This window comes from Bradyrhizobium sp., from assembly GCF_017881085.1.
GTDB lineage: Bacteria > Pseudomonadota > Alphaproteobacteria > Rhizobiales > Xanthobacteraceae > Bradyrhizobium.
Genome location: NZ_JADGRI010000127.1, coordinates 1 through 13,673 on the forward strand (window position 1 = coordinate 1; position 13,673 = coordinate 13,673).

The following is a 13,673-nucleotide window of genomic DNA, read 5'->3' on the forward strand; positions in this document are numbered from 1 at the left end:
GCCGAATCCGGCCGCTACGACGGCGGTTTCCAGCGCTTTTCCCAGGCGCTCACCGTCGCCGTCGACATGGCCGCCAAGGCGTTCCAGCGCGACGGCAAACTCTCCGGCATCGCCACCGGTCTGCGCGACCTCGACAGCAAGATGGGCGGCCTGCAGCCTTCCGACCTCATCGTTCTGGCCGGCCGTCCGGGCATGGGCAAGACCGCGCTCGCCACCAACATCGCCTTTAACGTCGCCAGGGCGCACCGCGCCGAGGTTCAGCCCGACGGCACCATGAAGTCGGTCAATGGCGGCGTTGTCGGCTTCTTCTCCTGCGAAATGTCGGCCGAACAGCTCGCCACCCGTATCATCGCCGAGCGCACCGGCATTTCCTCCAGTTTGATCCGCCGCGGCGGCATCACCGAGGTCGATTTCGAAAAGATCCGCGATTATTCGATCGAGCTGCAGTCGCTGCCGTTCTATGTCGACGAAACCGGCGGCCTGTCGATCTCGCAGCTCACCGCGCGGGCGCGGCGGCTGAAGCGGCAGAAGGGGCTCGACCTCATCGTGATCGACTACATCCAGCTGCTTTCGGGTTCGGGAAAGCGCGGCAACGACAACCGCGTGCAGGAGGTGACGGAGATCACGACCAACCTGAAGGCGCTGGCAAAAGAGCTCAACGTTCCCGTAATCGCGCTGTCGCAGCTGTCGCGCCAGGTTGAAAACCGCGACGACAAGCGCCCGCAGCTGTCGGATCTGCGTGAATCCGGCTCGATTGAGCAGGACGCCGACGTGGTGATGTTCGTGTACCGCGAGGAATATTACCTGGCGAACAAGGAACCCCGCGCCGGCACGGAGGAATACGCGAAGTGGCAGACGGAAATGGACCTCGCGCACGGCAAGGCCGAAGTCATCATCGGCAAGCAACGCCACGGCCCGACCGGCACCGTCGAACTGCACTTCGAGGCCAACGTCACCCGCTTCGGCGACCTCGCCCCGGACGGCCAGCTTCCGGATCGGGCCTATTGACGCCGGCTGCCCGGTTGAACCGCCGGGCGGTCGCGCGTAAAACGGCAGCATGAACATCGCCCCCGACCCGAAATCGGTCAGCGAGCTGCTTACGCCCGAAGCCAATCAGGCGGCGGCGCTTGCGCCCGCCACCGGCGTCCTGACCGTCGATCTCGACGCCATCGTCGCGAACTGGCGCAAGCTCGAGAAGACCGCAGTGCCGGCCGAATGCGCCGGCGTGATCAAGGCGAACGCCTATGGCTGCGGCCTCGATCCGGTCGCTCGCGCGCTGGCCGGGGCCGGCTGCAAGACGTTTTTCGTCGCCACGCTGAACGAAGCCCGCGCCGCGCGCGCCGCGGTACCATCGGCCGCCATCTATGTGCTCGACGGCTTCTTCCAGAATTGCGGCGACGCCTATGCCGAAGTCAACGCGAGGCCCGTGATCGGTGACCTCAACGAACTTGCCGAATGGGACGTATTCTGCCGCCGCTCAGGCTGGCAAGGCGGCGCGGGTATCCACATCGACACTGGCATGAACCGGCTCGGGCTGACGATTTCGGAAGCGCAGGGCATCATTCCCCGGATCAATGCCGGCGACCACGGCATTACGCTGGTCATGAGCCACCTCGCCTGCGCCGAGTTGCTCAATCATCCGCTGAACGCCAAACAGCTCGCCACCTTCCGCGAGATCGCCAGTCTTTTCTCGGGCGTGCCGGCCTCGTTGGCGAATTCCTCCGGCGTTTACCTCGGCGCGCAGTTCCAGTTCGATCTGGTGCGGCCAGGGGCAGCCCTCTACGGCATCAATCCGACGCCAGAAGCCGACAACCCGATGCAGGGCGTGGTCGACCTGAAGGCCCGCATCGTGCATATCCGCTCGATCGATAAAGGCGAGGCCGTCGGTTACGGCGGAACCTGGACCGCGCGGCGGCCGACCCGGCTCGCGATCGTCTCCGCAGGTTACGCTGACGGATATTTCCGCGCCGGGAGCAGCAATGACGGCACCCGCGGCGCCGAGGTGATCATCGCCGGCAAGCGCTGCCCGATCGCCGGCCGCATTTCCATGGACTTGATGGCCGTCGATGTCACCGATCTCGAAAAGAACGCCGCGCGGCGCGGCCATATGGCGACGCTGATTGGCGAGGGCATCACGGTCGACGAACTCGCGCACCATTTCGGCACCATCGGCTACGAAGTGCTCACCAGCCTCGGCCCGCGCTATGCGCGGGTCTACAAGGGCGGCGCGGCCGAGGCCGCCGCCGTTGCCGCCGCGAGCTAGAGCCGGCCGTACGGCTTGTTCAGACAGGCGATGATGCGCCCGCCGCCGGGCACGGCGCTCTGCATTTGATCGACATTCGCCAGCCTGCCCATGAAAATCGCAACCTTCAACATCAACAATGTCAACCGCCGCCTGCCCAATTTGCTGCGCTGGCTGCGCGCGGCGAAACCGGATGTCGTCGCGCTGCAGGAATTGAAATCGACCGACGAAGATTTCCCGGTCTCCGCAATCGACAAGGCCGGCTACGGCGCGGTCTGGCGCGGGCAAAAAACCTGGAACGGCGTCGCCATCCTGGCGCGCAACGCCGATCCCGTGCTGATCCGCAACCAGCTTCCCGGCGACGCCGAAGATAGCGAGGCGCGCTATATCGAGGCCGCCGTCAACGGCGTCATCGTCACCAGCATCTACCTGCCGAACGGTAATCCGCAGCCCGGGCCGAAGTTCGACTACAAGCTCGACTGGTTCAGGCGGCTGAAATCGCACGCTGCGAAATTCATCAAGCAGGGGATTCCGACCGTGCTGGCGGGCGACTACAACGTCGCGCCGACCGGACTCGACATCTATCCGACGAAATCATGGGACAAGGACGCGCTGATCCAGCCGAAGAGCCGCGCCGCGTTTAAATCCCTGTTGGCGCAAGGCTGGTGCGACGCGATCCGCGAATTGCACCCCGAAAAACCGATCTACACCTTCTGGGATTACAAGCGAAACCGCTGGCCGCGCGACGCGGGCCTGCGGCTCGATCACCTCCTGCTGAGCCCTGCCCTTGCCCCACGCCTGAGCAAGGCCGGCGTCGATCGCAAGATACGCGGCGAGGAAGGCGCCAGCGATCACGCGCCGGCGTGGATCGTGCTCAGATAGCGGAAAGCCGCTTGGTATTGGCGGCGACATGTTCGCGATAGCGGTCAACGATGGAAGCGGGCGTTGCGCCGGTCATCAGGCTCGCCCCCGCCTCGAGCATCGCATCGACCTTCTCGCTTACCATGAGGCGGGCTTCGTGATCGGCGGCATCGCCACCGACCAGGAGTTTTTCCAGACGAAGACGAATCACTTCGAGGGATTCAAATGCCAGCATGGCGGACGCATACCAGGGGAAGCTCATCTGCGCCGGCACCTCATCGCGCGGGGCCATGTTGACGATGGCCTCGAACGCGGTGACGGGCAGCGGCGGCGTGTTCTGGCGGTTCATGACGGATCCAATCCTTCGGTGATATGAATTGAATACGCTTCAATTTTTAATGACTCGGACGCTAGATGAGCGTCATTCCCGGCTTCGCGGTGAGGACTGGTTAACCAAGCGGCGATTGGTCCAAGCACGAACCCTGGCGGACGTCATCCCGACGAACGCCTTAATCCGTTGCGGGGAACGTCCGCCGCGCTGTCACTATTTGGATGGCGTGTCGCTATCTGAGTGTTGCATCGCCAACGATCTTGCCCCCGCACAGCAGCGGCACGGGCATTCGGCCGGCCGTAACCCCACGGCCTGTCTTGCTCCGCAATCTCCAAAAGAAAACTCGTTGCGAATCAGGACTGCCCACAGAATAATTCGGCCATCGGTCATCAAGAGACGCCGATGACGGAACTTGAACTGATTGCCAAGAACATTCTCGGGCTGAAACAATTGCTCCGCGTGGCATGGGAAGATTTGGGATCGACGCACCTTAGTTCATCCGAACGCCGTGAGATACGAAGCCAAATGCGCCAGGCCGCATCGGACCTGCATCATGCCCTCCAGGATTTCCAGGACGAACACGACCGCCTCCGAAAACTCCATGCGGAAAAATGCGAAAGGGAGCGTCCCCGTCGGGTGCAATTAAGGTTGGTCGATTAGGGCGATTTCGCAAGTGGCCAGCGTTGGAACGCAACCAGGTCCGGCCGGATTGGTAACGAGCTAGCAGTATTCATCGCCGCGCATGATGCGCGGGAGTTTTTCAGATTTGTTTTCAAACCAGATCGAGCCGGCCAATGGATGGCACTGCATCGCTTTTGCAGCAGCTTGAAGAGTCAATTTCACGAGGCTCCAATGAAAGCCTCTTGCGGGCGTTGTGGCATACGACGGATGTTCTGATAACTGGCCAATATTCCGAGGAGCAAATCTGGGTCTTTGGACAGGTCATCGAGCGGCTCGCGCGTGAGCTTGAGGTCGTGGCACGGGCGCAACTCGCAAGGCGGCTTGCTGTTGCCGGAAACGCCCCGATCAATTGCATCAACAAATTGGCGGCTGACAAATCGATCCATGTTGCGGAACCCGTTCTCCGGCATTCAAAACGGATCGACGTGCAGACCCTGGTTTCGATTGCCAGTTCGGAGAGCCAGGAACACCTTCTCGCAATATCAAGACGAGAATCCGTCACCGAGCCGGTTACGGACGTGCTCGTGTCGGTCGGCAACAAGGAGGTCGTGAACTCCGTGGCAAAAAACGCCGGAGCGCGTTTTTCGCATTTCGGCTTTCTGAAGCTGATAAAGCGATCCGAACGCGATTCCATCCTGATCGAGATTGTCGGTCAGCGCAGCGACATTCCGAGATCGATCTTCCAGCAGTTGATTGCAAAAGCATCGGACGAAGTAAGAAAGAAGCTGGAGCGTGAGCGTCCGGACATGGCGGTAGAAATTCAAACGCTCGTCGCGGACGTCACCAGCCAGCTGCATTCGGTATTCGGGCCCGCGTCAAAGGATTTTTTCCGCGCGAAAAAAGCCGTTTCGGCGCTTCATCGATACGGCAATCTCGATGAGAAGGATATTTTCGAATATTCGCAGGCCCACAAATTCCCGGAAGTAACGATAGGCCTGTCGTTGTTATGCTCCCTGCCGGCAAACATCATTGAGCGAGGATTGATCGACGGCACCGGCGAAATGCCGATTATCTTTGCCAGGTCACTTGATTATTCGTGGGAGACCGCGATGTCGCTCCTGTTTCTTGGCGCGCCCGATTTCAAACTTTCCGCACAACGCCTTGATTCGCTCAAAGCAAGATTTTCCCGCCTGAGTGTCCAGACGGCGCAGAGCGTCATTAGATTGTACCGGTCGCGCAAGGCCCCTGACGGCGGCAAGTCGCTCGAACGCTGATCGAGTGCGCCAGTTAAGTGCTTACGCGGTTCCCCCAGGCATATAAATCAATCTCCGCTACCCAAATCCACCGCTGGCGATCGGGCGAATCTGAACCAGTTTGCCGCGAACGGAGTGCGGGTCACATCGAATGGCTGCCATTCGATGTCCGCTCTTAAGCAAGTCGTTCAGTTCGTCTTGAATTCATCCGTCAGGATCGGCCCAAACAGAACCCAGCGCTGGCCGTCGAATTTCATCATCTGGAATTGCTTGTTGATGCGCCAATCATCCGGTTCGGTGGAGATAGTCATGCCCGGCAGCGCGAGATCAGCGGCGTAGCCCTTGATGTTCGTCGCCTGGTTCATGATATTGGCGCGCGTGAGATCATCGCCGCATTGCTTGAGTATCTGCACAAGCAGCGCCGCGGTTGAGTAGCCGTAAGTCGCGATGCCGCTGTTGGCGTCCTCGGCCGGAGCATATTTCGCCATGAAAGCCTTGTAGCGTTTCATGCCCTCGTCGTCGGCCCATTGCGGGTCGAGCGGGTCCTTGCCGTAATTGACCGAAATGATGCCCTTGGCGTTCTCAACGCCGGCAGGAACCAGCGTTTGGCTGACCGGCGTCGCGTTGATATCGAGAATCTGGACGGGCTTCCAGCCGAGTTCGGCCGCTTTCTTGATCGCCTGAGCGCCGAATTTCGGCGTTGTGATATTATAGAAAAGGTCGGCGCCGGAAGCTTTCAGCGTCACCATCTGCGAGTCAACGGTCGGATCGGACAATTCGTAGGACTTCTCGGCGACGATCATGCTCGAAGCCTTCGCCCCAAGCGCGTCCTTCAGCCCCTTGACGTAATCCTTTCCGAGATCGTCGTTCTGATAGAGAATGGCGATCTTCGCGTCCGGATGGTTGGCAAGAATGTATTTCGCGTAGATATGGGCTTCCGACTGGTAGTTGGGGTTGAAAGCGATCGTCCACGGAAAATTCTTCGGATCGGTGAAGCGCGTCGCACCAGTCGAGGCCAGAAGCTGCGGCACTTTTTTCTCGTTCAGATATTTCTGGACCGCGGCATTCGGCGGCGTACCGATGATCTGGAAGGTGGTAAGAACCTCGTCGCTTTCAACAAGCTTGCGCACCTGCTCGACGGTCTTCGGCGGACTGTAGGCATCGTCGTACTGAATGAGATTGATCTTGCGCCCGTTGACTCCACCCTGCTCGTTGATCATGCGGACATAGGCGGCCTGCACCTTGCCGATGCCACCGTAGGCGGAAGCCGGTCCACTGAGAGGGATGGTCTGACCGACCTTGATCTCCGTGTCGCTCGCGCCGGTATCGTATTTCTTCTGCGCGAGTGCGGGCGTTGCGAATGTCGCGCCGAGCGCCAACACGAGAGCAGCCGTCGACCTGAATAGAGTCATGCCTTCCTCCCCAAAAGCGGTCGCGGTACTTCGCCGCACCGTCATTTCGTCAGCCTATACTAAAAAAACGCGCGATGAAAAGCGCAGAGGACGGGTTTCCGAAAATCCGGGAACCATAAGCAATGCCACGACAGAATGCGCCGCCGTGTGGCGGTCGCATCCTGGTCATCCTGGTTCGGGCTCACCTATCAGCGGCACGGCCGCTGTATGCCGATAAGCGTGGTGCGCAAGACAGGAGCCGCTCCGCCTTCGGCCTGCCTGTATGGCGATGGACCTGAGACCGCTATTATTCGATGTTTTCGCAGAGAGCCTTGACGCCAAGTTCCGAAAATTGGAGCAGAATGAAGAAACCGACAGAATGCCGACAAGCCACTGCGCGCGCTGGCTGGTCGGCTGAAGATGCATCAGCACGCCAAAGAGAGCCGAGGATGCGAATGGACCTATCCTACGCACAGAATCTTGAGGACTATCATCTTTCGCTTGCCTTCGCGGGACAGACCACCGGGACCTACGTCGATGTCGGCGCCGGGCATCCGATTGCGGACAATGTGTCATTCTGGTTCTACGAGCGCGGCTGGAACGGCATGGTCGTCGAGCCACAGCCTGAACTTGCGGCGCTGTACCAGCGGCTGCGGCCGCGCGATATCGTGGTGCGTGGCCTGGTCGGACGCCACTGCGGCGAAATCGACTTCTATGCAGTGGAGCGTCTGCATGGGCTCTCGACGACCAGCCAATCCCATGCGGAAAAAGCAAGAGCCTTCGGCGTCGACTATCAAACCGTTCGCATGCCCGTGACCACCCTGGCCGATTTATGCGAAAGGCACGATGTGGGCTCGATCGACTTCCTCAAGATCGACGTCGAGGGCGCCGAAGGCGATGTGCTGTTCGGCGGCGATTGGAAGCGCTTTCGACCCAAAGTGATCGTCGCCGAAGCGGTAGCACCGATGTCGTCGGAGCCGGCATGGCAGGACTGGGAGCCGTTCCTTCTGGCCCAGGGCTACCGCTTCGTTCTGTTCGACACCGTCAACCGCTTCTATGTCGCGCAGGAACATCCCGAGATCATGGCGCGCCTTCCGTCCGAGCGGGCGCCGTGGCACGCGGTTCGCCACATGTACGAGATCGGCCGCGCCCCCGAAAACAAGCGACATCCCGATCATGCGCTGGCGCAGGATCTCGCGCGCGGATTCTGGGCGAGCCTGCCATATCTCGACACCGAGCTCATCACGTCGCTCCTGGGTCGCGCCCGCCGAATTGCAAAACCCGACGAGTTTGCAGCACTTGCGTCCACGGTCGATACCGAAGCATTTCGTGCGGCGCTCGGACGCGTTGCGTGCGGCTATGACGGCGGGCAGATCGTTGATGAATGAGGGACCGCGAGCCCGGCAATGGTCGTGGTAGTGGAAGGCCGGGCGGGTCAGCCCAACGGGTCCGCGCAAAGCGCGGCCCGATGACAGGCTCCGGCGTACCCCGCCTCCTCTTTGCTTCCGTCCACCATGGTGGCGGGCTCGGCGGTGTCGTTCGTGTCCATCAAGTAACGCCCGGACACCAAGCAATCGCTGGTTGAAAATTACCTGAAGTTGTAAGACGCTAGGCGGGCTTGATGAACTAGCGATCGTTCGGGAGGGTGCTATGGCGATTGAAGCGGCTCTAATCGGGCTCAGCCGTCATGGAACGCCCGGCTTTCGCCGACGCAAGATCGAGTCGTTCAGCGTGAAGACGTGGCAGCAACACATGATTAGCGCCTGTGCCGATACCATTTAAATTCGATGAGGTTGGCATTTGGTCCGAGCTAAAGCTCGAGATCGTTGAAAAATACGGCTCGGCCTATACAGCAGCCTTTGCCAACCAACGAGGTCTGAAAAAATTCTATATCGACGCGTTCAGTGGAGCCGGCGTCCACATCTCGAAGCGTAGTGGTGGGCAGATCGAGGGCAGTCCAGCCCGTGCGCTGAAAACGTCACCGCCTTTCGATGGCTTCTTTTTTATCGATATGGACGCGCAGAAAACTGCCTATCTGAGGACGCTCTGTGCTGGCCGTAGTGACGTCCATATCGAAACAGGCGATGCCTCGAAATATCTAATCCAGACGCTTCTGCCTACGATCAAGTACGAGGACTATAAGCGAGCGCTCTGCCTCTTCGATCCTTACGGTCTTCACCTGGAATGGCGAGCAATGGAGATGGCCGGCCAGTCCCGCGCTATCGATATGTTCCTGAATTTTCCGGTGATGGATATGAACAGGAACGCGATTTGGCATAATCCCAGCGCCGTTCCTAAGGACGGTATTGATCGGATGAACAGTTTTTGGGGTGATGATTCATGGAGAGAGGCGGCCTACACCGAACATGCGCAAGGTAACTTGTTCGGTGCACCAGACATTGTAAAGCAGGGCAATGATGCGATCGTTGGGGCGTTTCGCGACAGGCTGCGCAAAGTGGCAGGGTTCCAGTTCGTCGCCGAGCCGCTACCAATGAGGAACAGCACCAATGCTGTTGTGTACTACTTGTTCTTTGCTTCGCAGAAGCCCGTTGCGCAAAAAATCATAGACACCATTCTCAAAAAATATCGATGAGATCACAGCCTCAGGTCAGGCATCTCATCGTAGGTCTTGCCGTTTAGCACGCGCCCCGCCGCCTTCTTGTTTTTTCCGCCCCACTGCTTGAAGAAGAACGCCGTTCCAGAGGACCGACACATCGCCTCGATTTCGTCGACCCACTCAGGCTTCATTTCGCGAGCGCGCGGGCCGCTTTCTCCACCGACGATCGCCCAATGGATGCCGGTCAGATCACCTTCGGCAACGGACCCGATTAGCGGCTCAAGGGAAACAAATCTGATTGCAGCCGGCACCCGTCGAATGTCGTCCAACCTATTCAGAACGCGACTGTCCTCAACGCTGGTACCGAGCCAGACGTTCGAGAGGATTTCGAATGATGGTTGGGCTAGAACTTGGGCCATGCGCTCAGGGCGCTTCGTGAGGATTTGATACGTGTGCCGGGGGGTGCTTTTCATAACGTCCCAAACCCGAGCGATGAATTCAATTGGAACATGATCATGAAATAGGTCGGACATCGAGTTGACGAAAACCTTGCGAGGCTTCGACCAAGTTTTCGGTGCGTCGAGCGACGCATGATCCAAACGAATTTTACCGGTCCAGACCGCCCGTCCCCCGCTTTTCCGGGTGAGGCCGCGGTACTTTGGGGTGCCCATCGCCTCAAGCCTGGCCGCCATCCGCATGGCGTAGCAATTCGTGCAGCCTGCAGTAAGAACGGTGCAGCCGGCCACGGGATTCCAAGTCGCGTCCGTCCATTCGATTGATGTTTCGGCCATTAGATTCCCTCAAGTGCCGATAGAATCTCAAGAAAGTGGTTAGAATTAGTTACGTGATCGAACGGTCTGCCGTCGTAGCGGAGCCGACTTTGTGTCCGACGCCTAGTCCGTTTTTCTGTCGCGAACTGATCTTTAATCAGTTATAGAACAAAATAAGAACAATCGAATCTGGCGCACCCCCATGGCCAAATCCTCCCTCTCCTTCGTCTGCCAGAACTGCGGCGCGGCGTATAACCGCTGGCAGGGCAAGTGCGAGTCCTGCGGCGAGTGGAACACGCTCTCCGAGGAGGATACCACCGGCGCGACCTCGATGCCGGTCTCGATCCGCAGCAAGCGCAAGGGCCGGACGTTTGCGCTGGAAACTCTCACCGGCAAGAGCGCGGACGCCCCTCGCCTGCCCTCGGGCATGGCCGAGCTCGACCGCGTCACCGGCGGCGGTTTTGTGCGCGGCTCGGTGCTGCTGGTCGGCGGCGATCCCGGCATCGGCAAATCGACGCTGCTGACGCAGGCGACCAGCCTGATGGCGCGCGCCGGGCACCGCGCGGTCTATATTTCGGGCGAAGAGGCGGTGGCTCAGGTGCGGCTGCGCGCCGAACGGCTGGGCCTTGCCGATGCGCCGGTGCAGCTTGCCGCCGAAACCTCGGTCGAGGACATCGTCTCCACGCTGTCCGAAGGACCGGTGCCGCGGCTGATCGTGATCGATTCGATCCAGACCATGTGGACCGACACCGTGGAATCCGCGCCGGGCACGGTGACCCAGGTGCGCGCCTCGGCGCAGGCGCTGATTCGATTCGCGAAAAAATCCGGCGCCGCCATCATCCTGGTCGGCCATGTGACCAAGGACGGCCAGATCGCCGGTCCCCGCGTGGTCGAGCACATGGTGGACGCGGTGCTGTCGTTCGAGGGCGAAGGCTCGCAGCAATTCCGGATTTTGCGCGCGGTGAAGAACCGGTTCGGGCCGACCGACGAGATCGGCGTGTTCGAAATGACCGGCCTCGGCCTGCGCGAGGTTTCCAATCCGTCCGAGCTGTTTTTGTCGGAGCGCGATTTGGGAAGTCCGGGCACGGCGGTATTCGCGGGGATCGAAGGCACCCGCCCGGTGCTGGTGGAATTGCAGGCGCTGGTGGCGCCGACCACGCTCGGCACCCCGCGCCGCGCGGTGGTGGGCTGGGACCCGAGCCGGCTGTCGATGGTGCTGGCGGTGCTGGAGGCCCATTGCGGCGTCAAACTCTCGGGCCATGACGTCTATTTGAACGTCGCGGGCGGCCTGCGCATCCAGGAACCCGCAGCCGACCTTGCCGCTGCCGCAGCGCTGGTGTCGTCGCTGGTCAATGCGCCGCTGCCGACGGACGCGGTCTATTTCGGCGAGATTTCACTGTCCGGCGCGGTCCGCCCGGTGGCGCAGACGTCGGCGCGACTGAAAGAGGCGGCAAAACTCGGTTTCGGCCGCGCCGTGCTGCCCGAATCGGCCCGCGGCGAGATCGGCGGCGACGCCGGGCTTTCGCTCAATACCGTCGGCGGATTGACCACCCTGGTGGCGGAGATCGCCGCGCGTGGCACCCCCAGAGGCAACCGCGACGGAAACCGCGAACCCGCGGCGGCTGAGAAAAATGCCACACCTGCGAGATTCCGGCGTCAGGAAGGCTAGCCGCAGGTGACGCACCACGCCCTCGCCGCTATACCACCCGCGCGCGGCCGGGGGTGACCCGATTTCCGCCCTTGCGAGAGGGGCCATCTGCCCTTCACTTGAGGTGCGGCATCGACATGCCGATTCGCGGTTTGGAACTCACGGGCGGACCTGACTAGCCGATGCCGATAACGATACTTGATCTCATCCTGCTCGCCGTGATGCTGATTTCCGGCCTGCTCGCGATGGTGCGCGGCTTCATGCGGGAGATCCTGTCGATCGCGGCCTGGGGCGCGGCGGCGCTGGTGACGCTCTACGCCTTCTCCAAGCTGCTGCCGACCGCCAAGACCTATTTCAACAACGACACCGTCGCCAGCGTGGTGGTGGTGGCCGGCGTCTTCATCGGCACCTTGATCGTGGTTTCCATCATCACGGTGCGGATTTCCGACATGATCCTGGATTCCCGGATCGGCGCGCTGGACCGCACCCTCGGGTTCCTGTTCGGCCTCGCCCGGGGCCTGCTGATCGTCGTCGTCGCCTTCCTGTTCTTCTCCTGGCTGGTCCCGGACAAGCAGCGGCCCGACTGGGTTACCGGGGCCAAGTCCCGGGTAGTGCTGCAGGGAACCGGGGATTGGTTAATGGCGCTCTTGCCTGACGACCCCGAGAACACCATCTTGAAGAAATTCAAGAAGAATAAACCAGACGAAGAGCAGACTGACACCGAGCCGGCTCCGCCGGCGTCCGGCGATGGTTACACCAAACCTGCGCGCGACAGCCTCAAAAAGCTGATCGAGAAACCCGTGGCGCGGTGAAACCAGGCCAAAAGAGAGGCGCGATGGACTGTAAACCGAGCCCTTCCGAAGACGCCGCGCAACATCAACTGGACCCGGACAAACTCGATTTGGGTCCGAACCAGCTGGACCTCGGTCCGATCGATCTGACAGATTCCGATTTGGACGGCGACACGCTTCGCGAGGAATGCGGCGTTTTCGGCATCTTCGGCCATCCCGAAGCCGCCGCCATCACCGCGCTCGGCCTGCACGCCCTTCAGCACCGCGGCCAGGAGGCCGCCGGCATCGTTTCCTTCGACGGCACGCGTTTTCACAGCGAGAGGCGGCTGGGTCTCGTCGGCGACACCTTCTCCCGCCGCGAGGTGATCGAACGCCTCCCCGGCCCCATCGCCGTCGGTCATGTCCGCTATTCCACGACCGGCGCGACCATCCTGCGCAACGTGCAGCCGCTGTTCGCCGAGCTCAATGCCGGCGGATTTGCCGTCGGCCATAACGGCAACCTCACCAACGGGCTGACCTTGCGCCGCGAACTCGTGCGCAACGGCGCCATGATGCAATCCACCACCGACACCGAGGTGATCCTGCATCTGGTGGCGCAGTCCAAACGCAACCGCTTCATCGACCGCTTCATCGAGGCGCTGCGCGCCATCGAGGGCGCCTATTCGCTGGTGTCGATGACCAACAAGAAGCTGATCGGGGCCCGCGATCCGCTCGGCATCCGTCCCCTGGTGCTGGGCGAACTCGACGGCTGCCCGATTCTCGCGTCGGAGACCTGCGCGCTCGACATCATCGGCGCGAAATATGTCAGGGACGTCGAACCCGGCGAAATCATCGTGTTCGACGAGCGCGGCGCCCAGAGCCATAAGCCGTTTCCGCCCAAACCGCCGCGGCCCTGCATCTTCGAATACATCTATTTCTCGCGGCCGGATTCCATCGTCGGCGGCCGCTCGGTCTACGACGTCCGCAAGGCCTTCGGCGCGCAGCTGGCGCGCGAAAGCCACGTTCCCGTCGACGTCGTGGTGCCGGTGCCGGATTCCGGCGTGCCCGCCGCGGTCGGCTACAGCCAGCATTCCGGCGTGCCGTTCGAGCTCGGCATCATCCGCAACCATTATGTCGGCCGCACCTTCATCCAGCCGACCCAGAGCGTGCGCGAACTCGGCGTGCGCATGAAGCATTCGGCCAACCGCGCCGCGATCGAAGGCAAGCGC

13 protein-coding genes are annotated in these 13,673 nt (G+C 61.1%); 10 read left to right on the plus strand and 3 right to left on the minus strand.

Annotated features, from left to right (window positions below; translation table 11 throughout):
• From QZ213_RS13910 to QZ213_RS13920, 3 genes are all read left to right on the plus strand, one after another.
• A partial coding sequence (locus tag QZ213_RS13910) for a replicative DNA helicase (protein ID WP_291686653.1) occupies positions 1 to 1,008 on the plus strand: 1,008 nt, incomplete at its 5' end.
• 49 nt (positions 1,009 to 1,057) lie between these two features.
• Complete coding sequence (gene alr / locus QZ213_RS13915) at positions 1,058 to 2,263, plus strand: alanine racemase (protein ID WP_291686654.1); 1,206 nt, start codon at positions 1,058 to 1,060, stop codon at positions 2,261 to 2,263.
• Between the two features lie 90 nt (positions 2,264 to 2,353).
• Positions 2,354 to 3,124 carry an exodeoxyribonuclease III gene (locus QZ213_RS13920; protein WP_291686655.1) on the plus strand — a complete coding sequence of 257 codons (771 nt, stop codon included), beginning with the start codon at positions 2,354 to 2,356 and terminating at the stop codon, positions 3,122 to 3,124.
• On the opposite strand, the gene QZ213_RS13925 is transcribed toward QZ213_RS13920, so the two are convergent.
• Positions 3,117 to 3,395 carry a hypothetical protein gene (locus tag QZ213_RS13925; RefSeq protein WP_291686665.1) on the minus strand — a complete coding sequence of 93 codons (279 nt, stop codon included), beginning with the start codon at positions 3,393 to 3,395 and terminating at the stop codon, positions 3,117 to 3,119. The two genes, QZ213_RS13920 and QZ213_RS13925, sit on opposite strands and share 8 nt — an antisense overlap.
• Positions 3,396 to 3,836: 441 nt before the next feature.
• Between QZ213_RS13925 and QZ213_RS13930 the strand changes: the two genes are divergently transcribed.
• Both QZ213_RS13930 and QZ213_RS13935 read left to right on the plus strand, forming a co-directional pair.
• Entirely contained in the window at positions 3,837 to 4,094 is a 258-nt protein-coding gene (locus QZ213_RS13930; RefSeq protein WP_291686656.1) for a hypothetical protein, read from the plus strand.
• 134 nt (positions 4,095 to 4,228) lie between these two features.
• Positions 4,229 to 5,329: a DUF2336 domain-containing protein gene (locus QZ213_RS13935; protein WP_291686657.1), complete on the plus strand. Its 1,101-nt coding sequence runs from the start codon at positions 4,229 to 4,231 to the stop codon at positions 5,327 to 5,329.
• A gap of 167 nt (positions 5,330 to 5,496) precedes the next feature.
• Here the strand turns inward: QZ213_RS13935 and QZ213_RS13940 are convergent, their stop codons facing one another.
• Entirely contained in the window at positions 5,497 to 6,720 is a 1,224-nt protein-coding gene (locus QZ213_RS13940; RefSeq protein ID WP_291686658.1) for an ABC transporter substrate-binding protein, read from the minus strand.
• A 434-nt stretch (positions 6,721 to 7,154) separates the two neighbouring features.
• Here QZ213_RS13940 and QZ213_RS13945 point away from each other — a divergent pair, with 434 nt between their 5' ends.
• Positions 7,155 to 8,087 carry an FkbM family methyltransferase gene (locus tag QZ213_RS13945; RefSeq protein ID WP_291686659.1) on the plus strand — a complete coding sequence of 311 codons (933 nt, stop codon included), beginning with the start codon at positions 7,155 to 7,157 and terminating at the stop codon, positions 8,085 to 8,087.
• Positions 8,088 to 8,464: 377 nt separating this feature from the next.
• On the plus strand, positions 8,465 to 9,292 hold the full coding sequence (locus QZ213_RS13950; RefSeq protein WP_291686660.1) for a three-Cys-motif partner protein TcmP: 828 nt from the start codon (positions 8,465 to 8,467) through the stop codon (positions 9,290 to 9,292).
• Between the two features lie 2 nt (positions 9,293 to 9,294).
• Here the strand turns inward: QZ213_RS13950 and QZ213_RS13955 are convergent, their stop codons facing one another.
• Positions 9,295 to 10,047 carry a DUF5131 family protein gene (locus QZ213_RS13955; protein WP_291686661.1) on the minus strand — a complete coding sequence of 251 codons (753 nt, stop codon included), beginning with the start codon at positions 10,045 to 10,047 and terminating at the stop codon, positions 9,295 to 9,297.
• Positions 10,048 to 10,228: 181 nt separating this feature from the next.
• On the opposite strand from QZ213_RS13955, the gene radA reads away from it, so the two are divergent.
• The 3 genes from radA to purF all read left to right on the plus strand — a co-directional run.
• A complete protein-coding gene (gene radA / locus QZ213_RS13960) occupies positions 10,229 to 11,695 on the plus strand; it encodes a DNA repair protein RadA (protein ID WP_291686662.1) in 1,467 nt (488 codons plus the stop codon).
• A 161-nt stretch (positions 11,696 to 11,856) separates the two neighbouring features.
• Positions 11,857 to 12,486, plus strand: coding sequence for a CvpA family protein (locus QZ213_RS13965; protein WP_291686663.1), 630 nt, complete (start codon positions 11,857 to 11,859; stop codon positions 12,484 to 12,486).
• A 23-nt stretch (positions 12,487 to 12,509) separates the two neighbouring features.
• The coding region (gene purF / locus QZ213_RS13970; protein ID WP_291686664.1) for an amidophosphoribosyltransferase at positions 12,510 to 13,673 on the plus strand (1,164 nt) is incomplete at its 3' end.